Source organism: Arthrobacter sp. TJ-265 (genome assembly GCF_058269135.1).
Genome location: NZ_JBZCND010000003.1, coordinates 1 through 24,748 on the forward strand (window position 1 = coordinate 1; position 24,748 = coordinate 24,748).

Sequence of the window (24,748 nt, forward strand, 5' to 3'; positions counted from 1 at the left end):
GAGCATTTCCCGAGAACGGTCGTCATACTGCGCGGATTCTGACATCCCACCACCCGCGCAGTGTGATTGTGTCAAACCAATGTGGCCCCGGTGTGACGGATATACCTGGCTCCACTTCAGGAGGCGCCGAGACATGACTACCCGATCATTGAACTCCGTGCGGTGGAGGGTCGCCCGACGGACAGGCAGCAGTAGATTCGCAATGCACCCCTACCCTTCTATCCGGCCTAGGTCCCTGACAGTGTGGGGACATGAAGAACACGAAGACCGACGACGTTGTACACAACGACGGGCGCTTGATCGCAGGCTTCCTCGGTGCAGTGCTACTGACTATCCCAATTATCATCCGCCTGGCGTACGGCGATGGGACCACATGGGATTGGTTCTTCCTGATCGTTGGCGCTGGTCTCGCTACCTACTGGATTGTCCTGGCGTTCCGTGGACGGCGGATACGACATCAAGAACTGGTTGATCTCAAGCGCAAATGAAAAGTAGAACGCCCGCTCAGGGATGCCCTAACGGTCCTTCGTGCATACGAGACAGAAGGCAGGATTCGCTAGCGTGAAAACCTCGAGGATGGTTAGTCTCGGCCCATGACCGGCTTCCCTCAGATACTGCACACTGTTCTGGACACTACTGAGGTGAGAGGACTAGCGGAGTTCTACCGCCAACTGCTCGGACTCCAGTACCGGCCAGGAGACGAGCCCGCGGATGAAAGCATGCCTGACGATGTCGACTGGCTCGTTCTCACTGACGGACAGGGCAACCGCAAGCTCGCCTTTCAGCACGTCGACAATCTGGAGCGGACGACCTGGCCCGCACCTGACGTGCCGATGCAGCTGCACCTCGATCTGACCGTTCCCGACCGGGCAGCACTCGAGCATCACCACTCCAGGGCGCTGGCATTAGGAGCAGAGGTCCGCTTCGATCGTACGAACGACCCGGACGAGCCCTTATACGTTTACGCCGATCCAGCCGGTCATCCGTTCTGTATCTTCGTAGCCTGAGCGACGAGGAACAGTCAGCGGGTCCGATGAAAGGTCGGCTTACGAACGTTGTTCTCGTTCACGAGTAAGCGCCCGGCTGCTTGTTCTTGCCTAGAGGTACGATCACGCTCATGAATGCTTGCTCCGTACTGCGCTGTCTCGAACCTTCAACGAGTTCGTTCACGTTGGCACCTTATTCGGGACACGGGGTGCCCGTTTGTTCGGGCCATAAGGACCAGTTGGATGCTGGGACGCGGTGGATGGCCAATTCGGATACACCAGTGAGGGCCCTCCTAGCGGGAACGTATGCAGGTCCCGTCACGATATTGATGGGGCAGGATCTTCCCACTGAACCACTAGTTCAATCGCTTGGCCTGAGTCCGACCATCGGTAGTGAGTCTGGATTCTCTATCGACGTGGGACTCGAGACCTCGGAGGGTGAGCAGTCGATCTCTTTTTGGTTGACCGAGGAGCAGGGTAAGCGGCTCGGATCTTGGCTTACCGAGTAGCACCAGAATGGCCGGTGAGGGATCCTCGTCCAAACGTTGTCATTCGGGTGGTGGAGAGACACGCACGACTGGTCCAAGGTGCCTGGGTCCGACGCGCCTTAGGGTCGGATCATGGGGAATGACGTTGATGGTTTGGATGACGGTAGTCGTCAAGGTTGTCGTGTTCAGATCGTTGATCTTGGTGCCGATGTACCGGAGGAACATCCCTTTCATTCCAGCAGCCGTCCCGCACCCTCGAAACGTAGGCGATTCGTTGTGGGCGGGCTCGTCGTGACCGGCCTATTCAGTGGGCTCGCCCTTCTGCAGCCCATCAACGACACCCCACCTCCTCAGGAACTCAAGCTCAGCCCTCCCATCGAGGCGCTCAGCGCCTGCCGGGCCGTCGAACAGGCCGAGCAGGATGAAGCCGCCATGCTCGCAGGCGAAGACGGCAGGGCGCCGGCAAGCAGCCTCCCATCGGGGTACAGCTTGTTCGGGGTCATGGCCCTAGGGAACACCACCAGCCCCGTGGGCCTGTTGCACCCTGACGGCTCCGTCGAGATCTGCGAAGAATCCGCGCGCCGTGCACCGTTCGATGTCCGCTTCGCACCGCAGGCTGATCTGGGTGAGCTCCCGGAGGGCATGACCTACGCGTACGACCAGCCCGGTGGATTCACGGGCAACACCCTGACCCTGGGCCTAAAGGGTGTCCGGCTCAGTGACGGGACCGTCGTACAAAGCCTGACCCTGTCCGATGGGCGCATCGTTCCAGCCGCGCCGGAGTCCGAGCAGCAAGCCAACACGTGAAGAGTGACGAGCAATCCACTCTTGCCTGCCGCGCAAAGCGATCGGCTACCGCTCTTGACCGGTTGTCGCATAGTGGTCCTCGGTCCAATGGCCGTCGAAGAAGCCGTGGTCATTGAGCTGGTGCATGCGCGTGTTGATTAGGGGCGAGGCGAGGATCGACTCGCACAGCGGAGTTAGTGCGTCTACGACGATCGCGCCGAGGTGGGCGAGAATCTCGATGTGTCCGGGTGACCGACCCAGGAGCATTGGAGCCATCTCGCTCAGGACGAGCTGGGGGCCTTCATCGGGTGAGCCGAAATGAACCCCGCCTTCCACATGGGCGTAATACTTCACCACGTCGAGGACGGTCAGAGGCCGCCCTTGAACCAGCCCTACCTTCGCGACGATAAAGTGCTTGAGGTTGGGCAGCGCCGGGTCCTTGAGCCCGCCGACCAGCTCGGGACCGCCGAGCCGGAGGAGGTACGGCAGATCTTCTCCGTGCTCACCGTCCTCCGGAGCGCTCCACTGCCGGATGCGGAATTCCGTCCGCACCTCCGGGCGAGCGGCCCGAACAGTGTGGAGGAGAGGACGGCCGTCGATGAGAAGCTTGCGAAGGAGCGGCGCGATCCCAAGCAATTCGTAGCGGCTCCGCCCGCCCGGATCCATGCTCCGTCGTCGGACGTCGGCCACTGTCTCGACGAGGAGCCACTCGGCGAGCATCATCTTGGGGCCTATCTTCGGTGCCATATTCTCATCCTCGACCGGACATAGAGCAGATCGGCCTAGTTGGCTGTCGTGTCTTGGGCCTCGGTCGTTGTTGAAGTGCAACGTGGCCGAGAGGCGCGGGGCTTATAGCGCGTGTCATGGTGAGGCTTGTATCTCGACGGTATGAGAGCCGGGAGGAAGCGTTGAAACGAAACGGGCGCTCCGTGGGCGTATTGGGGATCGCCTTCGTAATTGTCGGATGCGCGTCGAATCCCACCTACGAACTGATCGAGGTGGGCCAAGGGGCGCATGTCGTCGTAGGCTCGCCTCCGTCAGGCGATGCATTCCCTGAGGCGTTTCTAAAGGGTAATCTTCACATCGGTCCAAGTAAGTGCGTGGGCGTTCTGCAGTCCGAGGTCGGTTTTGTGCCCGTTAGGTTCCCGTCGGGAACGGTTGTTCTCGAGAACGACCCCCTCGTCCTGCGGATCTACGACGACGAGTACAACCTGGGTGACCCGATTGCGATGAGTGGGGGCTTCACCTCGATGGACGTCTTGGTTGAGCAGGGAGCGTACCCAGATTCTTGTACGGACCTAGAAGTCTTCGGTGCCAATCCGACCTCACCAGGATGACGACTTAGCCGGAAGCCGGTCCCGTACCGGACGCTCGGGGCAAGGAGACCACCTTTGGCTTCAGGCCGCCTTGCTGATGATATGTAGGAGATAGCCGTACGAGAGTGTGTTTTCTTGTGCGTGAGCATCGAGCCAGCTGACGGCAGTGTTGTTGGGGAACTCCATGGCGACGACCTCTGCTAGGTCCTCGGGGGAGTTGAAGGTCCAGCTACTCATGACTGGCTGGGTGATGGCTCCTTGGCCCTGCCACCAGCGCAGGATGAAATCGCCCGGGCCTTGATGCTCCTCGGTGTTACCTGCCCGCAGCAGATCGGCGAAGTCGCCGTTCTTCTGGTCATTGTCGATGACGACCAGTGAGCCGCCGGGTCGGAGGACTCGGAGTGCTTCACGTAGTCCTGCGGAGCAGTCGTTACTGGGTGAGGGGAAGAAGTAAGCGAAGCGGGCGTGGACGACGTCGACGGAAGAGTCGTCTAGGGGGATGTGTTCGGCGGACCCGTGCAGAACTGTAACGTCGGCCGTCCGTTGTGCTGCCGCTTCGAGCAGGGCGGTATCCGGTTCTACTCCGTACAGTGCGCGTGTGGTTTTGGCGTACCGCGGTAGCCAGTAGCCGGTGCCGCAACCCAGGTCGAGAAGGTCCTTGCCGTCCCACGGTGCAGCAGCGCGAAGTGCCCGCCATAGGGTTTCCCCATGGTCGATCGCGTCGTTCTCTATTTCGTAGAGGTCGACGTTTTGTCCCTGGTTCCAGGCTTTGACGAAATCCGTGAGCATAACTCCACCCTTTCATGGGAAGACACATAAGCGGATCGTCGACCGTTCATGCTCCGTAGTCTGATTTGAGCCCACCACCGCTGGCGGGAAGGTGTGGGTCAGTTGGTGAAGTGGGTGCGCGGGGCGGATCCAGTGGCGTGCACAACCAGGCCCTGGGCGATATCGCGGAGTTTTTTGTTCCGGGTGTTCGACGCTCGTCGGAGGATCTCGAATGCTTCCTCCTGAGTGCATCTGTTCTGGCCGATGATGATGCCGACGGCCATGTCGATACTGGTTCGCGCCTCCATCGCCGTACGCATGTCAAAGGCCGCGTCCTGATATCGGGCCACCCGCATCGCCATCTCAAGGGCCTTGCCGGCCTGGGCCGCGAACACAGCAGCAACGCGCTGCTTCTCGCTCGTGAAGTACCCGGCCGGTCGGGCGTAAAAATTGAGCGCCGCGATTCCCTCGTTCCCAACCTCCAGCGGAACGCTGAGCATTGAGGCGAACCCGGTAACAGCCGAGGAACTGAAATACCGGGGCCACCGCGCATCGTGCCGGGCGTCGTCGACGACCACAATCTTATTGGCGGTCATCGCGACGAAGGAGGGCCCTTCTCCGACGTCGTGGTGGATCTCATTCAGGGCCGCGGCCGTCCCGGAGCTGCTCTGGACACTCAGATCCCGGTTGCCGCGTCGAGACATCAGCCCGCACGGCACTGACTCCCCATTAGCGAAAAGTTGCTCCCCCAGCACCGCTAGATGGTCGAGGAAATCCGCGATGTTCTGGTCCTCGAGCATCAGGGCCTGCGGGTCGGTGGCATCAGAATGCGTAGGTTCCTGCTCGGGACACGTGTTGTCCTGCATGAGCGCCAATGTACGCCAGCTTGCACCACAACGGACCGCGCCAGCAAGACTCCCGCGCTGATCGTGGGAGCTTAACCGGGTACCACCTTCGCAGCCTGACTTGAGTCCCTTTCACCGTTGATCCCATGACACCGGGAGAACCGCGGGTCTGCAGCGCGTCCCATGCACGACCCTGCACGACAGCGCACCCAAGTAACGTCCTCTCGGATTCCTCGTGGGTTCCAGCGGCGCGCAGTACCGTGAAATAACTAGCATGCTGATCCGTGGTGGGTTCGGGGTTTCGACACCATCGTGGTCGGCCTTCATTAGCAGGGACGTTTATTGTGGATCAACACGCGCACCAGGATCCTACGCGCGCCGCGCTCATCGAAACCGGCCTGCCCGTCGGGGAACTCTGGATCAGTTACTTCGGTCTCGGCGGGAACATGTCCCAGCTGGAGGTTGACGCTTACCTTGGCGGCCATTTCGATATTCCCGTGTTCGACCGTGATGTGCTGGCCGCAGCAGCCAACGAACTTCTCATGGATGCTTCCTCGGCCATGCAGGTCCCAAACAGCACCGGAAGCCAAGCGGTCATGCCTGACGATGACGGGCGGAGGATGCTCGGGGCCGCCGGCGCGTTTCTGCTGTCGGCGGCAGAAGTGGAATCAGAACGCCTGGACGCTGTCACCCGCACACACCTGCTGGATACACCCGGCGAGGAGCGATTCGACCGGATCACCCGTCAAGCCAAAAATCACTTCAAGGTCAGTACAGCGACCATCGCCCTGATCGATGACCGCCGCCAGTTCCTCAAATCCATGGTGGGCAACGTGTCTCAGAACATGCCCCGGCAAATCTCGTTCTGCAACGCCACGATCCGCAACGCGGGACCTCTCATCGTCAATGACGCCCGAACCGATCCCCGCTTCAAAGCCAACCCCCTGGTCCTGGGCGAGCCCTACATCCGCTTCTACGCCGGCCATCCTCTGCAAGGACTCCGCGGATGGACAGTTGGGACGTTGTGCATTATCGACCAGAACCCTCGGGACTTCTCACCCGAGGATGAACAGACCTTGCGAGAACTCGCCATGAGCGCCGAACAGGAAATCAACACCTGAGACCCGCATCCGCGACGGCATCAAACAACTCCGAACGTCTCTACAAGACGTAGCCTGAGCGGAACCGCACAACACCAGCCGGAGCCCACCACCGAAAGAAGGGGTAGGCCGATATGCAGTTAGCCCACTGGCGAGTCGTCATGCGGGGTTGGTGGGCTCAAGTCAGGCTGCGGAAGTGGTCTCCACTCAAGCTCTGATAGCCACCAGAAGTCCCGAGTCGTTACGAACACCTCGTTCGGAGCGTCGATGATTACATCGCGCAGCAGGATCCAATGCATCGCTTCACTGCATCATCTATGCACAGTCGAGGACAAGGCTCTAATCAGGAACCTACCCTCGATCACAGATCGGGCAAGGCCACTACTCGGACTGTTCGCAAGCCAGTCGTTCATCGCTCCTGCTGGGACCCAGAGGGCTGGCCAGTGCCGTGAGGTCGGGGAGCGGACGTTTACCCGGGACGATGAAGATGGGCGGGAAGGCACCCTAAGTGAAACGCCGATCCTAGTCGGCTGCTCGCCGAGGTTGTCTCGAAAAACTACAGGTTTACGAGACACGGGACGCGAGGAGCCAGCACTTAGAAGCTCCCCCGAGATTCCGGGGCTGTGACTGTCTTGAAAAGTCGTCTCACCATGAAGTGTCTTGGCACGAGTGTCGCCGGTACTTTGTGCGACGTGGCATCCACGTCGGCGACCGGGACTGGTGCCAGGCTGGACCCGCTTCCCGCCGAGGGTTTCGGGCCCAGGTCAGGCTGCACGACTCGCGGCTCGGCGCTGTCCGTCCGCCGAGTGGTGCGCACCGCCATGGGCGGACGCGCTCACCGACAGCAGAGAGGAACAGGCAGATCCACACCCCTGCAGAGGCAGCATCGGCGCAGGACGAGACCCACCTGATCCAAGCCGATCAGGGGGTAGTCGGAAAGTCCCCGGACACACGGGAGGGGGAGGCGCCGATGCGCGTCCCCCTCCCGAACCTCAGGGAATCAAGTCACATCGTCAAACGGTGGCCTTCTCGGTGCCGGCGGGGGTGACGACCTCCGCCGTGGGCTCCATGTTCTCGGCGTCCACCATCCACGCGTACTGCTCCAGCTTGGCGATGAAGCCGTGCAGCAGGTCCGCGGTGGTGGGGTCCTCCTCGTCGATCTGGTCGTGGACGTCGCGCATGGTCTTGACGCTGGCGTTCAGCATCCGGACCACGAGGCCCACGGTGTCCTTGGTCGAGACGAGGCCGGCCGGGAACGGATCGATCTTGGTGCCCTCGGCCACGGCCACGCTGCGGCCGTCGGGCACGGCGTGCAGGGCGCGCATCCGCTCCGCCATCTCGTCCGCGAACAGGCGGGCGTCCTCGATGATCTCGTCCAGCTGCAGGTGGAGGTCACGGAAGTTCTTGCCGACCACGTTCCAGTGGGCCTGCTTGCCCTGCAGGTGCAGTTCGATGAGGTCGACGAGGACGGCCTGCATGTTGTCTGTGAGGGTGGGTGATGCCTTCATGGATCCTCCAGTGCTAGAGAGATTTTCTCCTCCCGACCGGGCGCCGGAGGCGCTGATTCCTGCCGGGGGGACTCCTTTCACCCTAGCCCTGCGCGTTGGTCAATTCCAGCCGATCTGCCTACGCTAAGGGGACTTACGGTTTCGCCGTGTCGCATGCCCTGCGACGGTGTGCGGGCGGCGCCGGAGTCCGACCAAGGAGGAACCGTTTTGGCTTCAGTGCAGGAATCCATCGACGTATCAGTACCGGTCAGCACCGCCTACAACCAGTGGACCCAGTTCGAGAGCTTCCCCCAGTTCATGGGCGGCGTGGATTCGATCACGCAGACCTCGGACACCTCCACCCACTGGGTGACGAGCATCGGGGGAGTGCATCGCGAGTTCGATGCCGAGATCACCGAGCAGCACCCCGACGAGCGGGTGGCCTGGAAGAGCACCGACGGCGAATCCCATGCCGGCGTGGTCACCTTCCACCGCCTGGACGAGAACACCACGCGGCTCATGGTGCAGATCGACTGGCACCCGGAGACGTTCATCGAGAAGGTCGGGGCCGTCGTCAATGCTGATGCCTCCCAGGTGAAGGGCGACCTCAAGCGCTTCAAGGCGTTCATCGAGAAGAGCGGCGGCGAGACGGGTGCCTGGCGCGGCGACGTCGCGGCACCGTCCTCGGGTGTCACGTCCGAGGCGGAGCCGGCCAACAGCGTGCTGCCGGACACCTCGGCGGACGATCCCGACTCGGGCGGCCCGCGCGTCGGCTGACCGGCCCGGTGCCGCAGGAGGCGGATCCCCTCGGGGGTCCGCCTTTCCGCGTGCTAGGGGATGTCTCCCACCTCGATGGATGCGATCGCCTCGGTGGCCTGGCGCGACAGTTCCGGTGAGATGGGCGAACTCTTCGTGGCCTCCGCGGCTCCCACCTGGCCCTCCTCGCTGACGGCGTAGGTGCCGAATGCGCGCACGATGTCGGCGGTCGCCTCGTTCTCGTACCGCGAGCAGTACACGTGGTAGGACACCAGGACCAGCGGGTAGACCCCTGGTTCGCTGGTCCTCCGGTCGAGGTCCAGGGCGATGTCGTGGTCCTTGCGTCCGGGCACGCGGCCCGCGAGGTCGACGGCGGCCGCGGCGGCCTCGGAGCTCACGTCCACGTAGTCTCCGCCGACCTTCAGTGCCACCCGTCCGAGGGGACCGCCGACGGCGGAGTCATCGGCATACGTCACGGCGCCGACGGTGGCGGCCACGGTGCTGACCACGCCTGCGTTTCCCTTGGCGTTCTCGTTGGCGAGCCCCGCCGGCCACGTCCCGTCGGCCTCCTCGGTCCAGGTCTCTGGGACCACGGCGTGGAGGTAGTCGGTGAAGTTCTCGGTGGTGCCCGAGTCGTCGGAGCGGCTCACTGCCGCGATGGACAGCGCGGGGAGGTCGACGTCGTTCTGCGCGGTGATTGCGGGATCGTCCCACCTGGTGATCTCACCGCGGAAGATCCGGGCGACGGTGGCGGCGTCAAGGTTCAGTGCCGATATCCCGGGCAGGTTGAACGCCACGCTGATCGGCGAGACGTAGGCGGGGATGTTGAAGGCGCCGTCCGGTCCGCACGCCTCTGTGGACTCCGCGAGTTCCTCGTCGCTGAGGTAGGCATCCGAGCCGGCGAAGCCCACGGCGCCTGCGAGCAGCGCACCGCGTCCCGCACCGGAACCATCGGGCGAGTACTGCACCTGCGCTCGGGGGTACAGGGCGGAGAACCCCGTGCGCCACGCATCCATGGCCGGTCCCTGAGCCGAGGACCCGGAGGCCGTCACTGCGCCCTGGAGTCCCATGTCGCCGTTCCTGGCCGCCGCTTCCTGCTCCGGCCCGAGGGGATAGTCGGATCCGCAGGCGGTCAGGCCGAGGGTGACGGCGAGCGTCAGGGACAGGGCGGTACGAATTCTCACCCCGGTCACGTTACAGGTGGCCGTCCGGTGAACCCAAGGTGGACGGCAGGTGGACGGACCCTCGGCGGGCGGGGCGGGTCAGGCGTGACGGAGGCGGTAGCCGTCCGCCCGGTGGACGAGCCGCCGGCCGCCGCCGTCGTTCAGCAGGATCCACACCACGGAGGCGTCATCGGTCCTCATGTCCAGCACACCGCCGAGCTGGGGGCCCGTGGCGTGGTGGAGGGTGACGTGCTGGCCGCGCTTGAAGCGCGACCAGTCCTGGACCTCGGCATCGGGGGCTGCAGGGAGAGCGTTCATGGTGGGCCTTTCGGAGGGTTCCGGGACTCCAACGCTAGCCACGCTTCCTGAACGGGGCGTGAATGGCTGCTGAAGGTTGAGGCCGCTTTCGTCGCGGCGAGGTCACAGGGTTCGCCAGTCCCCGCTCGTCAGGTGCGACCCCGCCTGGGGTCCCATGAGGAGCATGCCGCCGTCGACCACGAACGAGGCCCCGTTGACGTAGCTGGAGGCACCGGAGGCGAGGAAGGCCACGACGTCCGCGATCTCCTCGGGCGCGCCGGGGCGTCCGAGCGGGATGCCGGGACGGTCCATGGAGTGGGGGTCCTGTTCCTCGGAGTCGTTCATGGGGGTGTTGATCTCGCCGGGCAGCACGGCGTTGGCGGTGATGCCCCGGTCCGCCAGTTCGAGGGCGATGGTCCGGATGAGACCGCCGAGGCCGTGCTTGGAGGCGTCGTACGCCGCCGATCCCACGCGGGGCTGCTCCTGGTGCACGCTGGTCACGGCGATGATGCGTCCACCCCGACCGCCGTCGATCATGTGCCGTGCCGCGCGCTGGAGACAGACGAACGCACCGTCGAGGTTCGCGCCCATGGTGCCGCGCCACGTGTCCCAGTCCGTCTCCATGAACATGGTGCCTCCGTTGACACCGGCGTTGTTGACGAAGACGTCGAGTCCGCCGAGTTCGTGAGCGAGCTGGTCGACGACGTCGCCGCAGGCCGGCGCGTCCGTGGTGTCGAGCCGTACGACGGCGGCCCGCACTCCCTTCTCCCGTACGAGCCGCGCGGTCTCCTCGGCTCCCTCCCGGTCGGAGTGCCAGGTGACGCCGACGTCGCAGCCCGCCGCGGCGAGGGCGATGGCCGTTGCGCGGCCGATGCCGGAATCGGAACCGGTGACGATTGCTCTGCTCGGTGTGAAGTCCATGCCCCCATCCTCCGCACCCGGCCGCGCAGCATGCAAGGGGAACGTGGGGATCGACGCCGAGTACCCCCGGGCGGTTGTCCGGGAGTACTCGGGTGGGCGGTCCTACGCGTCGACGGCGCCCTGGGGGGTCGATCCGGAAACGGAGGACTGCACCGGCTCGGCGGACTCTCCGCTGACCACCTCGATCTTGCGGGGCCTCGCGCGCTCGATGACGGGGATCGTCACGCTGAGGACGCCGTTCTCGTAGCGGGCGGCGATACCCTCCGTGTCGACGCCTTGGCCGAGGTTGAGCTGGCGCAGGAACGAACCGCTCTCACGCTCGCGGGTCAGCCACTTGACGCCCTCGGCACTGCGCAGCGTGCGCTCGGCGCGGATCGTCAGGAGCTGGCCGTCGACGTCGATGTCGACCGATCCCGGGTCGATGCCCGGGAGGTCCGCGGAGAGGACGTAGTGGTCCTTCTCCCGATAGAGGTCCATCGGCATGAGGCGCAGTCCGGAGCGGCCCTCCAGCAGGGCGCCGGTCACGCGGTCCAGCTCGCGGAAAGGATCAAATTTCATGGCCACGGGAAACAACTCCTTCGCTGATGCCACCGGCAGGTGGTTGGTTCTTCTGGGTTGAGCGTCCTCCGCTCAACTACGAAAAATGTTAGCACTCGGACGCGGCGAGTGCTAAGGGGTGGTGTTCGCTCAGAACGAAAACCCCGGGACGCGGAGAAGGTCCGTACCGACGTATCGGTACGGACCTTCTCCGTGGTGCTGTCTCCAGCCGATTTTCGTGCCTGCGCGGGGCCTCGATCCCCGGGCCTTCCGCGTGTGAAGCGGATGCTCTACCAGACTGAGCTACACAGGCAACTGGTTCTCCCATAGCTTAGGCCATCCGGGCGCCGCGCCAAATTCCCCCGGTACGGCAGTGCGGGTGTGGTCGCGTCCGGACTTCCGCCGATAGCCGTGCTGGTCATCGCTGTGCTGCCTCAGTAGCCTGAAGGAAAGCCTGCTGAGCGTCTTGGACGCCTGCCGGGCACCACCCCACGAAGGGACAGCACCATGGACAACCAGGACATCCTGCAGCGCATCCAGACACTCGTCCAGGAAGAGCACGACCTCCGTGAGCAGCCCCAGGACGCCGGCGCGGGAGCCGAACAGCAGGACCACGCCACCCGCCTCAAGCGCGTCGAGGAGGATCTCGACCAGTGCTGGGACCTGCTGCGCCAGCGCCGGGCAAAGGCCGACGCCGGAGAGAACCCGGCCGATGCCGGCACCCGTCCCGTCAGCCAGGTGGAGGGGTACCGCCAGTAGTGGCCCTGCCCCTCGTGCTGTTCGACGTCAACGAGACCCTCTCGGACATGGGGCGGATGTCCCAGCACTTCGAGGAGATCGGTGCTCCTCCGCAGCTGGCCGCGCTGTGGTTCGCCTCGGTGCTCCGTGACGGGTTCGCCCTCACGGCCGCAGGGGACAACGTGCCCTTCGGCGAGGTCGCCGAGGATGCCCTCCGCACGGTCCTCGTGGGGCAGCCGCTCAACCGGGACGTCGACGATGCGCTCGCGCACGTGATGACGAGCCTGCAGGGGCTGCCCCTCCACCCGGACGTCGTCGAGGGGTTCCGGGCCCTGGCCGGCCGGGGCTTCGAGCTGGCAGCGCTCACCAACGGCGCTGCCGCGACCGCGGAGGTGCTCCTCGAGCGGGCAGGCGTCCGTGGCGACGTCGGCCCGGTCCTGTCCGTCGAGGACGCACCGCGATGGAAGCCGGCCCCGGAGTCCTATGCCTACGCCCTCCGGGCGGTACAGCGGGCGGCGGACGACGTCGTGCTCGTCGCGGTCCACCCGTGGGACGTCGACGGGGCAGCGCGGGCTGGTCTCCGCACGGTCTGGCTCAACCGCTCCGGGGGACCCTACCCGGCCGTCATGACACGCCCGGACCACGAGGTGCCGACGATCGCCGATCTGCCGGACCTCCTCGTCCGGGCCTGACGCTCGACCAACGAGCTGCTGCAGGAGGCAGGGCTCCTCACGGCGCAGGGCGCATCAAGAAAGCGTAAAGACGCCAGGTCCGCGACCGGTCGTCGGGTTGAATGAGCCACCGGTGCGGATCGTCCGCACCGGTCGCACCGTCCCCGGAGGTCGAGGGCATCCCCGTCACGTCACGCACCGCACCGGTCCGGAAGTTCCGCCGTTCCGCGGCCGCCCGCCTGCACCGGGCCGCACACACCGTCGCTGTCCGGCTGGAACGGCTCGGTCCCCGCCATCCTGCCCAGGTGATCGTACTGGGCTTCGGGGCGGCGATCCTCGTCGGGACGGTGCTGCTGATGCTCCCGAGCTCGAAGGTGGGAGCAGGAAGCGCCACGTTCCTCGAGGCGCTCTTCACGGCCACCTCCGCCGTCTGCGTCACCGGTCTGATCGTCGTCGACACGCCGGTCTACTGGACCGGTGCCGGCCACGTGATCATCCTGGGGCTGATTCAGGTTGGCGGCTTCGGCATCATGTCCTTCGCCTCCCTCCTGGGTGTCCTCTTGGCCCGCCGGATGGGCCTTCGCTCGCGCATCTCGACGGCGGCGGAGACCAAGAGCGTGGGTTTCGGCGACGTCCGCACCGTGCTCCTGGGCGTCCTGCGGATCACCCTGGTCGTGGAGTCCGTGACGGCGGTGCTGCTCGCCGCCCGCTTCCGGCTGCACTACGGCCACGACTTCGGGGAAGCGGTGTGGCTCGGGATCTTCCACGCGGTGTCCGCCTTCAACAACGCCGGATTCGCGCTGTTCAGCGACAGCCTGATCGGATTCGTGAGCGACCCGTGGATCTGCCTGCCGATCTGCGCCGCCGTCATCATCGGCGGACTGGGGTTCCCGGTCCTCTTCGAACTCCGACGCCACTTCCGGTACCCCCGCAAGTGGCACATGACCACCAAACTGGTGCTGAGCGGCACGGTGGCCCTGCTGGTCCTGGGTACTGTCTGCATCACCCTCGTCGAGTGGTCCAACCCCGCCACCCTCGGGGCGATGCGGCCGCGGGAGCGGATCCTCGCGGGATTCTTCCAGTCCGTGATGACACGGACGGCCGGTTTCAACAGCGTCGACTTCGCGCACCTCGATCCGGTGACCCTCTTGGTCATGGACGTGCTGATGTTCATCGGAGGCGGCCCCGCCGGAACAGCCGGTGGTCTGAAGATCACCACGTTCGGCGTGCTGTTCTTCATCCTCTACACCGAGATCAGCGGAGGCGCCGCCGTCAACGTCTTCGGCAAGCGCCTGCCCCGCTCCGCCCAGCGGCAGGCCATCTCGATCGTCCTGCTCGCCGTCGGGCTCGTCACCACCGCAACCATGTTCCTCATGCTCACCACAGACTTCGGCCTCGACCGGATCCTCTTCGAGGTGATCTCCGCCTTCGCGACGGTCGGCCTCTCCACGGGCATCACGGCCGGCATCCCGTCCGCGGGCCAGGTGGTCCTGATCCTCGTGATGTTCGCCGGACGCCTCGGCCCGGTCACTCTCGCCACGGCGCTGGCGCTGCGCTCCAAACCCCTCTACTACGAATACCCGAAGGAAAGGCCCCTCATTGGCTAGGCACCACATCTTCTCCTCCAAGCCCGGCACCGCGACCACCGTCGCGGATTCCGTCGCCGTCATCGGCCTCGGCCGGTTCGGAGGTGCCTTGGCCCTCGAACTCGAGAACGCCGGGACCGAAGTCCTCGGGATCGACGACGACGAGGATGTCGTCCAGTCCTACAACGGCTTGCTCACGCACGTGGTGCGAGCCGACACCACGAAGGAGGAGGCCCTGCGCCAGCTGTCGCTGCCGGACTTCGACCGCGTCGTCGTGGGCATCGGCAGCGACCTGGAAGCGAGCATCCTGACGACGTCGATCCTCCTACGCTTCGATCGGCCCACCATCTGGGCGAAGGCCGTCAGCGAGCCGCACGCCCAGATCCTCTCCCAGCTCGGTGTGGAGCGCGTGATCCGTCCCGAGCACGACATGGGCAAGCGCGTCGCCCACCTCGTCCGTGGCACCATGCTCGACTACGTCGAATTCGAGGACAACTTCGCCATGGTCAAGACCCGGCCGCCACGGGAGTACTGGGACCGCGAGCTCGGCACGACTGGCCTGCGCGCCAAACACGGCGTCACGGTTGTCGCCGTCAAGCGCAAGGGCGGCGAATGGGACTACACGACAGCGCAAACCACCCTGTACGACGACGACGAGATCATCGTGGCGGGACCGACCGGCAAGGCCGAGCACTTCAGTTCCCTCGTCTGAGCGGGCAGCGCAAGGCCCCTGCTGCGGCGTCTTTTTTCACGGTCCGCTCCGCCCGCGCGCTACGCTGGAGGTCTTGGTGAGCCGGGAAGTCTGGTCGGCGCTCATACGAGCGAGCCCGATCCCAGGAACCCATGACCTCCAGTCACGCACCGTCCAGTCCGCCCGGACCACCCCGCGGCGCCACCGTCTTCAGCCGCAGCAGCTACCCGGAACACCTGCGCATCTCCGGCATCCTGCGCAAGGAGACCGTCGGTGGAGGCCTGCTCCTCCTCGCCACCGTCCTGGCGCTCGTCCTCGCGAACACCGCCGCGGCGGACACCTACTTCGCGGTCCGTGACTTCAGGTTCGGCTACGAGCCCTGGCACCTCGAGCTGAGTATCGGGGCCTGGGCCGCGGACGGCCTGCTCGCCATCTTCTTCTTCCTCGCGGGCCTGGAGCTGAAGCGCGAGTTCGTCGCCGGTGACCTGCGCAAGTTCGACCGCGCGGTCGTGCCCGTCGCAGCGGCGATCGGCGGAGTCGTCGTTCCCGCACTGGTATATGTCGCGATCACGCTGAGTGCCGGCCCCGAGGCATTGCGCGGCTGGGCGATCCCGACCGCGACCGACATCGCCTTCGCGGTGGCCGTCCTCGCCGTCGTCGGCTCGTCACTCCCCAGCGCACTGCGCATCTTCCTGCTGACGCTCGCCGTGGTGGACGACCTCCTGGCGATCAGCATCATCGCGTTCTTCTACTCGGAGGACATCTCCGTCCCGCCACTGCTGATCGCGATCGTCCCGCTGGTGGTCTACGCCTTCCTCGCGCAGCGCTTCCCGACCTTCTTCCAGCGCCGGGCCTGGGCCCCCTGGCTGATCCTGCTCCCGCTAGGGTTCGTGGTGTGGGCCCTGGTCCACGAATCCGGGGTGCACGCCACCGTCGCCGGTGTCCTGCTCGGGTTCGCCATCCCCGTCCTCCCGCATGGCGTGAAGGCGTCCGACCTCGACGACCCGGCGCAGCCCGTCGACACCGAGCCGGCCGACGGGCCGGCCAAGGCGCACGACGTACAGCCCGACGGCCTGGCCGACACCCTCGAGCACCGCATCCGCCCGCTGTCCGCGGGCTTCGCCGTCCCCGTCTTCGCCTTCTTCTCCGCCGGAGTAGCCATCGGTGGCCTGGAGGGACTCGTGAGCGCCATCACCGATCCCATCGCCGTAGGCATCATGGTGGCCCTCGTCATCGGCAAGCCCGTGGGCATCCTGCTGGCCACCCTCGCCGTCACGAAGACCACCAAGGCGAGCCTGGACCCCGACCTCACCTGGGTGGACATCGTCGGCGTCGCCCTGCTGGCGGGCGTCGGCTTCACGGTGTCGCTGCTCATCAGCGAACTCGGCTTCGGTCAGGGGACGCCCGAGGACGACCACGCGAAGGTCGCCATCCTCGCCGGATCCCTGATCGCCGCGCTGGCCGCAGCCGTGGTGCTGCGCCGGCGGAACAAGCGGTACCGCGAGATCGAGGAACAGGAGAAGATCGACGCGGACAACGACGGCGTCCCCGACGTCTTCGAGCAGCGCTAGGTCAGGCGTTCACACGCCGCCAGAGCCAGGACAGGGTCAGTGCGCCAGCACTGCGACGGAAACCGCTCCGCCCGGAGACGACCTCGAGGGCGGCCCAGACGGCCAGGCACACGGCGCTGGCCCGGCGCAGGCGCTCGCGGTTGTCCTCGTCGAGGGCCAGGAAGGAGGCCGCGCCGAGCACCGCCCACCCCAGGATCGGGGCGTTCGGCTTCTGGGCGACCGTCTGGCGGCCGAGGCTGTCGGTGAAGAAACCCATCACGCACCCTTCTTCCTGGACGAGCCGGACTCCTTCGCGGACCCGGCCTTCTTCTCGCGGTTCTTCTCGACGCTGCGCCGCAGGGCCTCCATGAGGTCCAGCACGGTGGCGTCGTCGTCCTCGTCCTTGGCGCCACCGAATGTCTCCTCGGTGTCGAGGGTGTCGCCCTTCTCGATCTTCGCGTCGATCAGGGTGCGCAGCTGCACCTGGTACTCGTCGGTGAAGTTCTCCGGATCGAAGTCGGTGGAGAAGGAGTCCACGAGGGCGGCCGACATCTCCTTCTCCTTGGCCGAGATCCGCACCTTCTCCTCGAGGGCCGGGAAGGACGCCTCACGCACCTCGTCGTCCCAGAGGAGCGTCTGGAGCATGAGGACGTCACCCCGGACGCGCAGGGCGGCGAGGCGGCTCTTCTGGCGGAGGGAGAACTGCACGATCGCCGTGCGGTCCGTCTCCTCGAGCGTGCGTCGCAGCAGGACATAGGCCTTGGTCGAGGTGCTGTCGGGCTCCAGGAAGTATGCGCGGTCGAGCATGATGGGGTCGATCTGGTCGCTCGGGACGAACTCGACCACCTCGATCTCCCGGCTCCTCTCGACCGGCAGGGCGGAGAGGTCCTCGTCCGTCAGAACCACCGTGTGCTCGCCGTCGTCGAACGCCTTGTCGATGTGCTTGAAGTCGACCACCTCCCCGCACACCTCGCAGCGCCGCTGGTAGCGGATGCGGCCGCCGTCCTTGTCGTGCACCTGGTGCAGGGAGATGTCGTGGTCCTCCGTGGCGCTGTAGACCTTGACCGGCACGTTGACCAGGCCGAACGCGACGGCACCCTTCCAGATGGCTCTCATGGCACAAGTGAACACCAAGCAGGCTTACCGGGCCAGAGGATGCCCTCCGCCCACCCCTAGACTTGGGGTGTGACTTCCGAGACCGTAGAGCCCATCGTCAGCAAGACCACCAGCGACGACGGCGGGACCGTGCTGCGCCTGGAGTTCCAGTTCGCGTTCCCGCCGACCGTGCTGTGGAAGCACCTCACCGAGGTCGACAAGCTGAAGTACTGGTTCCCGTGCGAGATGGAGTTCGAGCCGCGCAAGGACGAGGAGATCCTGTTCCGCTTCGCCGACCAGAAGCCCCTGCGCGGGACGGTACTGGAGGCCGAGAGGCCGTCGGTGCTCGCCTACACCTGGGAACGGGACACCCTCCGCTGGGAGCTCGCGCGGACCGCGGAGAACGGCACGCAGCTGGTGCTGTTCCTGACCCCCGGCAGCCCCCGCCATTCGGCCACCATGGCGGCCGGGTGGCACCTCACCATCGCGGGCCTCGACGACTTCCTGAACAAGCGCAGCCTCGGGCAGGATCCCGCGGTCTGGGACACCTACGTGGCCCGGTACCGTCAACAGTTCGGGGACTGAGCCTCCGCGGGGAACCTCCGGGGGCTCCCCGGGGCCGGACCGCCGATTGGGACTGGAATACCGCGGGCATCCGGTCAAGACTGGGGGAATGGCCCCTCCCCGCTCCGCAGGGCAGCAGACCGTCACCGTCGACGGGCGCACGCTGCGCCTCTCCAGCCTGGACAAGGTGCTGTATCCCGCCATCGGCACCACCAAGGCCGACGTCCTCGCCTACTACGCGGCCGTGGCGCCCCACCTGATCCGCCATGCAGCGCACCGCCCGGTGACGCGCAAGCGCTGGGTGCACGGGGTCGGCACGCCCGAGGACCCGGGCCAGGTGTTCTTCCAGAAGAACATCGACGAGAACGCCCCTGCCTGGGTCCCGCGGAACGCGATCAAGCACAAGGACCACACCAACGTCTATCCGATGGTCGACGACCTGGCCACGCTCACCTGGCTGGGGCAGATCTCGGCACTCGAGCTCCACGTGCCCCAGTGGCGCTTCGCGGCGGACGGCACCCCGGCGAACCCCGACCGCCTCGTCCTCGACCTCGACCCCGGCGACGGCGCGGGGCTGGCGGACTGCGCCGCCGTGGCCCAACTCGCCCGGCCCATCCTGCAGGGCATGGGGCTCGAGCCGTTCCCCGTCACCAGCGGCTCCAAGGGGATCCATCTCTACTGCGCCCTCGACGGCCGGCAGACCTCCGGGCAGGTGTCCGCCGTCGCCCACGAACTCGCGCGCGCCCTCGAGGCCGACCACCCGGACCTCGCGGTCAGCGACATGAAAAAGGCCCTCCGCCCCGGCAAGGTGCTCGTGGACTGGAGCCAGAACAACTCGAACAAGACGACGGTGAGCCCCTACTCGCTGCGCGGGCGGTTCGAGCCGACCGTCGCCGCCCCGCGCACCTGGGAGGAGATCGGCTCCGCGGGGCTCCGCCATCTCGACTACCGCGACGTCCTGCAGCGGGTCGAGGCACTGGGGGATGTCCTGGCTCCCGCGACGCACCCTCCCTCGTCGGCGGAGGACGGCGGAGCTGCCGCCTCGGACCGGCTCTCGACGTACCGGTCGATGCGCGATGCGTCGAAGACACCCGAACCGATCCCCGACGCCGTGGGGTCGGCGGGCGGCAACAGCTTCGTGATCCAGGAGCACCACGCGCGGCGGCTGCACTACGACTTCCGGCTGGAACGCGAGGGTGTACTCGTCTCCTGGGCCGTCCCCAAGGGCCCTCCCCTGACGCCGGACAGGAATCACCTGGCCGTGCAGACCGAGGACCACCCCCTCGACTACGGCTCCTTCGAAGGAACTATTCCCAAGGGGGAATACGGTGCGGGAGACGTGACCATCTGGGATGCGGGGACCTACGAGCTGGAGAAGTGGAGGGACGGCAAGGAAGTCATCTGCACGCTCCACGGGAGGCCGGACGGCGGCCTCGCGCGGGGTGGCGCCGCGATCCGCCGCTACGCGCTCATCAACACGGGCGGCGCGCCGGGTGCCAGGAGCAACTGGCTGATCCACCTGATGAAGGAGCAGCCGGTCACGGTGCAGCAGGACCCGGGCACGGCCGCGGAGCAGGACCCGGGTACCTCTACGGACGCCGGCATGGGTGCCACCCCTGCCGTGCCCGGGGATGCCACCTCCGTGCGGCCCATGCTGGCGACCCTCGGCTCCGAGCAGGCCATCCCCGATCCGGAGGACTGGGCGTACGAGATGAAGTGGGACGGTGTGCGCTGCATCGCGGTCGTCCGGGACGGCGGGGTCCGCCTGATCAGCCGCAACGGGGTGGACACCACGCCCATCTACCCGGAGCTCGGGGACCTGGGCGGGCTCCTCAGCGCGGACAGTGCGGTGCTCGACGGCGAGATCGTCGCGTTGAACGCCAGGGGCCGCCCCGACTTCGGGCTCCTGCAGACGCGCATGAAGCTGACCTATCGTGCCGAGATCGAGGCCGCGCAGGCCATCACGCCGGTGCGCCTCATGCTCTTCGACCTCCTGGAGCTCGACGGCAACGACCTCACGGGCCTCGAGTACCGCCAGCGCCGGGAACTGCTCGGGAAAGCCGTCGACGACGCCGAGGACGGACACGTGCAGGTCCCGCCGGTACTCGACGCCACACTCCGGGAGGCGGTCGAGGCGAGCCGGCAGCTCGGACTGGAGGGCATCATGGCCAAGCGCCTCACGAGCGACTACCAGCCCGGCGCGCGCTCGGCGTCGTGGGTGAAGATCAAGCACCTGCAGACGCAGGAGGTCGTCGTCGTCGGCTGGCGCCCCGGGCGGGGCAACCGCGCGGCGAAGGTGGGGTCCCTGCTCGTCGCCGTGCCCGACGGTGTGGACCTCCGCTACGTGGGCCGTGTGGGATCAGGGCTGACGGACCGCGATCTCGCGGAGGTGGGCGCCCGCCTGAAGAAGCTGGCCCGCAAGACCGCCCCGCTCGGCGACGTCCCGGGCGCCGACGCATCCGACGCCCACTGGGTCCGGCCGGCCCTGGTGGGCGAGGTCCAGTACAGCGAGCAGACCGGCTCCGGGCGGCTCCGGCATCCCGTCTGGCGCGGCTGGCGTCCCGACAAGTCACCGTCCGACGTCGTCGTCGAACTCTGAACGGACCCGAATCCACAGCGCATCACCCAAGGAGGCAGATATGAGCACTCTCGATGTCCGGGGACTGGACGCCTGGTGGCGGGCGGCCAACTACATCTCGGTGGGCCAGATCTACCTGCGGGACAACGCCCTGCTGACCCGTCCGCTGGCCGCGGAGGACGTCAAGGCCCGGCTGCTCGGACACTGGGGCACCACGCCCGGGCTCAACTTCGTCTACACGCACCTGAACCGCGTGGTCTCGGAGCGACGGCAGGAGATGCTCTTCGTCACGGGTCCCGGCCACGGCGGGCCCGCGAACGTGGCCAACGCCTGGCTCGAGGGGACGTACTCCGAGGTGTACAGCACCATCGGCAGGGACGGGTCGGGGCTCGACGCCCTCTTCAGGCAGTTCAGCTACCCCGGCGGCATCCCGTCCCATGCGGCGCCGGAGACCCCGGGATCCATCCACGAGGGCGGGGAGCTGGGCTACGCGCTGGCCCACGCCTACGGTGCCGTCTTCGACAACCCCGACCTCATCGCCGCCACGGTGGTGGGCGACGGCGAGGCCGAGACCGGCCCGCTCGCCGCGAGCTGGCACTCGACCAGCTTCGTGGACCCGGCGGTCGACGGCGCCGTCCTGCCGATCCTGCACCTGAACGGCTACAAGATCGCCAATCCCACCGTGCTCTCCCGCATGCCCGAGGAGCAGCTGCGGCAGCTCATGTACGGCTACGGCTACGACCCGCGCTTCGTCACGGTGTCCGACCCCTCGGCCACGGAGGCCGCGCACCGGGACTTCGCCGCCGTCCTGGACGCCTGCATCGACGACATCCACGCCATCCAGGCGGCGGCCCGCACCGCACCGGCGCCACCGGAGGCGCCCGCCCCCCGGTGGCCCATGATCGTGCTGCGCTCGCCGAAGGGCTGGACCGGGCCGGCCGTGGTCGACGGCCTGCCCTCGGAGGGCACGTGGCGCGCGCACCAGGTGCCGCTGTCCGGGATCCACGAGAACGAGGAGCACCTGCACCAGCTCGAGGAGTGGATGCGGTCCTACGATCCGGGCTCGCTCTTCACGGACACCGGGGAACTCCGGCCCGCGATCGCCGCGCTCGCCCCGGAGGGCCCCCTCCGCATGAGTGCGACGCCCTACGCCAACGGCGGCTGGCTCCTCCGCGACCTCGTGCTGCCCTCCTACGCCGAGCACGCCGTCGAGGTCCTCCGGCCGGGCGTCGGGAAGGCCAGCCCGATGATGACCGTCGGCGGCTACCTCCGGGACGTCATCGAGCAGAACCCGCACAACTTCCGCCTGTTCGGGCCCGACGAGACCGCGTCGAACCGGCTGTCGACCGTGTACGAGGTGACGGACAAGGCGTGGCAGCCGCGCATCGAGGACGTCGACGAGCACCTCGCCCGCTCCGGCCGCGTGATGGAGGTGCTCAGCGAGCACCTGTGCCAGGGCTGGCTGGAGGGCTACCTCCTCACCGGCCGGCACGGCGTGTTCAACTGCTACGAGGCGTTCGTGCACATCGTCGACTCGATGTTCAACCAGTTCGCGAAGTGGCTCAAGGTGCACCGCGCGCTGTCCTGGCGCCAGCCCATCGCCTCCTTCAACTACATGCTCTCCAGCCACGTCTGGCAGCAGGACCACAACGGGTTCTCCCACCAGGACCCGGGCTTCATCGACCACGTGGTCAACAAGAAGGCGGACATCATCCGGGTCTACCTGCCGCCGGACGCGAACACGATGCTCGCGGTCACCGAGCACTGCCTGCGGACCCGCGACACCATCAACGTGATCGTCACCGGCAAGCAGCCCGCGCCCACCTGGTTCGGACCGGAGGACGCGCACCTGCACGTGAAGCGGGGCATCGGCATCCTGGACTTCGCGGGATCCGAGGAGCCGGGCGTGGAGCCCGACGTCGTCCTCGGCTGTGCCGGTGACGTGCCGACCCTCGAGGTCGTGGCCGCGGCCGGGCTGCTCAAGGCGGCGATCCCGGGGCTCAGGATCCGCGTGGTCAACGTCGTGGACCTCATGCGCCTGCAGGACAGTTCGGAGCACCCCCACGGATTGTCCGCACGCGACTTCGACACGCTGTTCACGACCGGGAAGCCCGTGGTCTTCGCGTATCACGGCTACCCCTGGCTCATCCACCGCCTGACCTACCGGCGGACCAACCACGCGAACCTGCACGTACGCGGGTATAAAGAAGAGGGCACCACGACGACGCCGTTCGACATGGCGATGCTCAACCAGATCGACCGGTTCCAACTGGCCATGGACGTGATCGACCGCGTGCCGACCCTCGGTGCCACCCAGGCCCGCTTCCGGCAGGATCTCCAGGACCAGCGGCAGCGCGCCTGGCAGTACACGCGTGACGCCGGGAAGGACCTCGAGACCATCACCGGCTGGACGCTCGACGAATCTTCGCCGGACGACGCGAAGTAAAACCCGTCGTCCACGACCAGAAGGAGAACTCCGCATGACCGAGTCCCGCATTACCGCGACCCGCACCATCGACGCACCCGCCGGTGCGATCTTCGACCTGCTGTCCAACCCCGCGCACCACGCCGCCCTCGACGGCTCGGGCATGGTGCAGTCGGACAGCAAGTCGGACCGCATCACGGGCGTCGGGCAGACGTTCACCATGAACCAGAAGTGGGACAAGATGGGCGGTGACTACCAGACCGACAACCACGTGGTGGGCTACGACCCGAACAAGCTGCTGGCCTGGAAGACGGCGCCCGCCGGTGAAGTGCCTCCGGGGTGGGAGTGGGTGTGGGAACTGCAGCCCGCGGGCCCGGACTCCACCGAGGTCTCCGTGACCTACGACTGGTCGGCGGTCACGGACAAGGCCATCCTCAAGCAGCTCAGTTTCCCCGAGGTCTCGCAGGAGGCCCTGGACTCGACGCTGGCGAACCTCGCGGCGCAGGTGTCCGAGGCCTGATCCCCGGAGCCGCAGGGCCGCGTACGGGGCGGCCGGTCCCGAGGGCCGGCCGCCCCGTACGTCCCGGCCCGGTACGGCTAGTCCAGCAGGGCGACGTCCGAGACGAGTTCGATGTGGCGCTGCATGGCGTCCGCCGCCGCGACCGGGTCCTGCGCCCGGACGGCCTCGGTGATGCTCCGGTGCGATGCCAGGGACTGCTCCGGCCGGCCGGGCTGGGTCAGGGATTCGAGGCGGGTCTCGAGCACCATCTCGCCGATGAAGGCCATGAGCTGTGCCAGCACCGGGGAGTGCGCGGCCGCCGTGACGGCCTGGTGGAAGAGCTCGTCGCCGCGCGCCCCGCGCCCGCCGTCGTCGATCTCCGCGCGCATCTCCTCGAGGGCCCGGTCGATCGCCGCGAGGTCCTCGTCCGTCCGGCGCTCCGCCGCGAGGGCGGCGAGCCTGACCTCGAGCGTGCTGCGGGCCTCGACGATATCGGGGAGGCGGCTCCGATGCTCGCGCAGGCCCTTGATGACGCTGGCCACGCTGGCGCGGTGACGCAGCACAGCTCCGGTCCCGTGCTGCACGTCGATCACGCCGAGGACCTCGAGTGCCACGAGTGCCTGGGCCAGCGTCGCCCGGGAGACGCCGAGCCGTTCGGCGAGATCACGTTCGGCGGGCAGGAGATCGCCGGGGCGGAGCTTCGCGGACTCGATGTAGCCGAGGAGTTGCTCGACGAGCTGTTCGTAGAGCCGCGGGCGCGCAAGGCGGCCGAGCGGTGGTGGGCTGGCGTCGTCGGTCATCCTGGGCTCCCCCGTGTCGTGGTGGGGCTCATGCTATCGCTCGTCGATTGACAGGGACACCCACTCTCCTACAGGCTAGGCCAGTGAGCCTGTAACACACG

General features: G+C 66.7%; 26 protein-coding genes and 1 tRNA gene. 15 read left to right on the top strand and 12 right to left on the bottom strand.

The window, feature by feature from the left end:
- Positions 1–251: 251 nt before the first annotated feature.
- From AC4D2E_RS11550 to AC4D2E_RS11560, 3 genes are all read left to right on the top strand, one after another.
- Positions 252–488: a hypothetical protein gene (locus tag AC4D2E_RS11550; RefSeq protein WP_490952719.1), complete on the top strand. Its 237-nt coding sequence runs from the start codon at positions 252–254 to the stop codon at positions 486–488.
- A 105-nt stretch (positions 489–593) separates the two neighbouring features.
- Positions 594–1,007 (top strand): VOC family protein, encoded by a 414-nt coding sequence (locus AC4D2E_RS11555; RefSeq protein WP_490952720.1) that lies wholly within the window; start codon positions 594–596, stop codon positions 1,005–1,007.
- Positions 1,008–1,606: 599 nt separating this feature from the next.
- Entirely contained in the window at positions 1,607–2,281 is a 675-nt protein-coding gene (locus tag AC4D2E_RS11560; protein WP_490952721.1) for a hypothetical protein, read from the top strand.
- Positions 2,282–2,326: 45 nt separating this feature from the next.
- On the opposite strand, the gene AC4D2E_RS11565 is transcribed toward AC4D2E_RS11560, so the two are convergent.
- Positions 2,327–2,983: a hypothetical protein gene (locus AC4D2E_RS11565; protein ID WP_490952722.1), complete on the bottom strand. Its 657-nt coding sequence runs from the start codon at positions 2,981–2,983 to the stop codon at positions 2,327–2,329.
- 140 nt (positions 2,984–3,123) lie between these two features.
- On the opposite strand from AC4D2E_RS11565, the gene AC4D2E_RS11570 reads away from it, so the two are divergent.
- A complete protein-coding gene (locus AC4D2E_RS11570) occupies positions 3,124–3,597 on the top strand; it encodes a hypothetical protein (RefSeq protein ID WP_490952723.1) in 474 nt (157 codons plus the stop codon).
- Positions 3,598–3,657: 60 nt separating this feature from the next.
- On the opposite strand, the gene AC4D2E_RS11575 is transcribed toward AC4D2E_RS11570, so the two are convergent.
- Complete coding sequence (locus AC4D2E_RS11575; protein ID WP_490952724.1) at positions 3,658–4,365, bottom strand: class I SAM-dependent methyltransferase; 708 nt, start codon at positions 4,363–4,365, stop codon at positions 3,658–3,660.
- Positions 4,366–4,463: 98 nt separating this feature from the next.
- Positions 4,464–5,210, bottom strand: a complete 747-nt coding sequence (locus tag AC4D2E_RS11580; protein WP_490952725.1) for a GAF and ANTAR domain-containing protein — start codon at positions 5,208–5,210, stop codon at positions 4,464–4,466.
- A 323-nt stretch (positions 5,211–5,533) separates the two neighbouring features.
- Between AC4D2E_RS11580 and AC4D2E_RS11585 the strand changes: the two genes are divergently transcribed.
- Positions 5,534–6,310: a GAF domain-containing protein gene (locus AC4D2E_RS11585; RefSeq protein ID WP_490952726.1), complete on the top strand. Its 777-nt coding sequence runs from the start codon at positions 5,534–5,536 to the stop codon at positions 6,308–6,310.
- Between the two features lie 992 nt (positions 6,311–7,302).
- Here the strand turns inward: AC4D2E_RS11585 and AC4D2E_RS11590 are convergent.
- Positions 7,303–7,797, bottom strand: coding sequence for a Dps family protein (locus tag AC4D2E_RS11590; protein ID WP_490952727.1), 495 nt, complete (start codon positions 7,795–7,797; stop codon positions 7,303–7,305).
- 216 nt (positions 7,798–8,013) lie between these two features.
- On the opposite strand from AC4D2E_RS11590, the gene AC4D2E_RS11595 reads away from it, so the two are divergent.
- On the top strand, positions 8,014–8,553 hold the full coding sequence (locus tag AC4D2E_RS11595) for an SRPBCC family protein (protein WP_490952961.1): 540 nt from the start codon (positions 8,014–8,016) through the stop codon (positions 8,551–8,553).
- A gap of 53 nt (positions 8,554–8,606) precedes the next feature.
- On the opposite strand, the gene pstS is transcribed toward AC4D2E_RS11595, so the two are convergent.
- From pstS to AC4D2E_RS11620, 5 genes are all read right to left on the bottom strand, one after another.
- Positions 8,607–9,716 carry a phosphate ABC transporter substrate-binding protein PstS gene (gene pstS, locus AC4D2E_RS11600; RefSeq protein ID WP_490952728.1) on the bottom strand — a complete coding sequence of 370 codons (1,110 nt, stop codon included), beginning with the start codon at positions 9,714–9,716 and terminating at the stop codon, positions 8,607–8,609.
- 78 nt (positions 9,717–9,794) lie between these two features.
- Complete coding sequence (locus AC4D2E_RS11605; RefSeq protein ID WP_490952729.1) at positions 9,795–10,013, bottom strand: hypothetical protein; 219 nt, start codon at positions 10,011–10,013, stop codon at positions 9,795–9,797.
- 102 nt (positions 10,014–10,115) lie between these two features.
- On the bottom strand, positions 10,116–10,913 hold the full coding sequence (locus tag AC4D2E_RS11610) for an SDR family oxidoreductase (RefSeq protein ID WP_490952730.1): 798 nt from the start codon (positions 10,911–10,913) through the stop codon (positions 10,116–10,118).
- 102 nt (positions 10,914–11,015) lie between these two features.
- On the bottom strand, positions 11,016–11,471 hold the full coding sequence (locus AC4D2E_RS11615) for an Hsp20/alpha crystallin family protein (RefSeq protein ID WP_490952962.1): 456 nt from the start codon (positions 11,469–11,471) through the stop codon (positions 11,016–11,018).
- Between the two features lie 218 nt (positions 11,472–11,689).
- A tRNA-Val gene (locus AC4D2E_RS11620) sits at positions 11,690–11,763 on the bottom strand.
- Between the two features lie 194 nt (positions 11,764–11,957).
- On the opposite strand from AC4D2E_RS11620, the gene AC4D2E_RS11625 reads away from it, so the two are divergent.
- The 5 genes from AC4D2E_RS11625 to nhaA all read left to right on the top strand — a co-directional run bounded on the left by AC4D2E_RS11625 (position 11,958) and on the right by nhaA (position 16,707).
- Positions 11,958–12,209, top strand: a complete 252-nt coding sequence (locus AC4D2E_RS11625) for a DUF2630 family protein (protein ID WP_104167510.1) — start codon at positions 11,958–11,960, stop codon at positions 12,207–12,209.
- The gene (locus AC4D2E_RS11630; RefSeq protein WP_490952731.1) at positions 12,209–12,880 is read left to right on the top strand and encodes a haloacid dehalogenase type II; all 672 of its coding nucleotides are present in this window, start codon (positions 12,209–12,211) and stop codon (positions 12,878–12,880) included. The genes AC4D2E_RS11625 and AC4D2E_RS11630 overlap by 1 nt, the downstream gene beginning before the upstream one ends.
- A gap of 101 nt (positions 12,881–12,981) precedes the next feature.
- Positions 12,982–14,466, top strand: coding sequence for a TrkH family potassium uptake protein (locus AC4D2E_RS11635; RefSeq protein ID WP_490952732.1), 1,485 nt, complete (start codon positions 12,982–12,984; stop codon positions 14,464–14,466).
- Positions 14,459–15,157 carry a potassium channel family protein gene (locus AC4D2E_RS11640; protein WP_490952733.1) on the top strand — a complete coding sequence of 233 codons (699 nt, stop codon included), beginning with the start codon at positions 14,459–14,461 and terminating at the stop codon, positions 15,155–15,157. Before AC4D2E_RS11635 ends, AC4D2E_RS11640 begins: the two co-directional genes overlap by 8 nt.
- A 131-nt stretch (positions 15,158–15,288) precedes the next feature.
- Positions 15,289–16,707 carry a Na+/H+ antiporter NhaA gene (gene nhaA / locus AC4D2E_RS11645; protein WP_490952734.1) on the top strand — a complete coding sequence of 473 codons (1,419 nt, stop codon included), beginning with the start codon at positions 15,289–15,291 and terminating at the stop codon, positions 16,705–16,707.
- Position 16,708: 1 nt separating this feature from the next.
- Here the strand turns inward: nhaA and AC4D2E_RS11650 are convergent, their stop codons facing one another.
- Together AC4D2E_RS11650 and ku are read right to left on the bottom strand one after the other, a co-directional pair.
- On the bottom strand, positions 16,709–16,963 hold the full coding sequence (locus AC4D2E_RS11650) for a hypothetical protein (RefSeq protein WP_104167507.1): 255 nt from the start codon (positions 16,961–16,963) through the stop codon (positions 16,709–16,711).
- Positions 16,963–17,802, bottom strand: coding sequence for a non-homologous end joining protein Ku (ku, locus tag AC4D2E_RS11655; protein WP_104167506.1), 840 nt, complete (start codon positions 17,800–17,802; stop codon positions 16,963–16,965). Before ku ends, AC4D2E_RS11650 begins: the two co-directional genes overlap by 1 nt.
- A 69-nt stretch (positions 17,803–17,871) precedes the next feature.
- Here ku and AC4D2E_RS11660 point away from each other — a divergent pair, with 69 nt between their 5' ends.
- The 4 genes from AC4D2E_RS11660 (at position 17,872) to AC4D2E_RS11675 (ending at position 23,868) form a co-directional block, all read left to right on the top strand.
- The gene (locus AC4D2E_RS11660; RefSeq protein ID WP_490952735.1) at positions 17,872–18,366 is read left to right on the top strand and encodes an SRPBCC domain-containing protein; all 495 of its coding nucleotides are present in this window, start codon (positions 17,872–17,874) and stop codon (positions 18,364–18,366) included.
- A gap of 88 nt (positions 18,367–18,454) precedes the next feature.
- Positions 18,455–20,944 (top strand): ATP-dependent DNA ligase, encoded by a 2,490-nt coding sequence (locus tag AC4D2E_RS11665; RefSeq protein ID WP_490952736.1) that lies wholly within the window; start codon positions 18,455–18,457, stop codon positions 20,942–20,944.
- A 40-nt stretch (positions 20,945–20,984) separates the two neighbouring features.
- Positions 20,985–23,369: a phosphoketolase family protein gene (locus tag AC4D2E_RS11670; protein WP_490952737.1), complete on the top strand. Its 2,385-nt coding sequence runs from the start codon at positions 20,985–20,987 to the stop codon at positions 23,367–23,369.
- Positions 23,370–23,403: 34 nt separating this feature from the next.
- Positions 23,404–23,868, top strand: a complete 465-nt coding sequence (locus AC4D2E_RS11675) for an SRPBCC family protein (RefSeq protein WP_104167502.1) — start codon at positions 23,404–23,406, stop codon at positions 23,866–23,868.
- Positions 23,869–23,945: 77 nt separating this feature from the next.
- On the opposite strand, the gene AC4D2E_RS11680 is transcribed toward AC4D2E_RS11675, so the two are convergent.
- A complete protein-coding gene (locus AC4D2E_RS11680) occupies positions 23,946–24,647 on the bottom strand; it encodes a FadR/GntR family transcriptional regulator (protein WP_104167501.1) in 702 nt (233 codons plus the stop codon).
- Between the last annotated feature and the right edge of the window lie 101 nt (positions 24,648–24,748).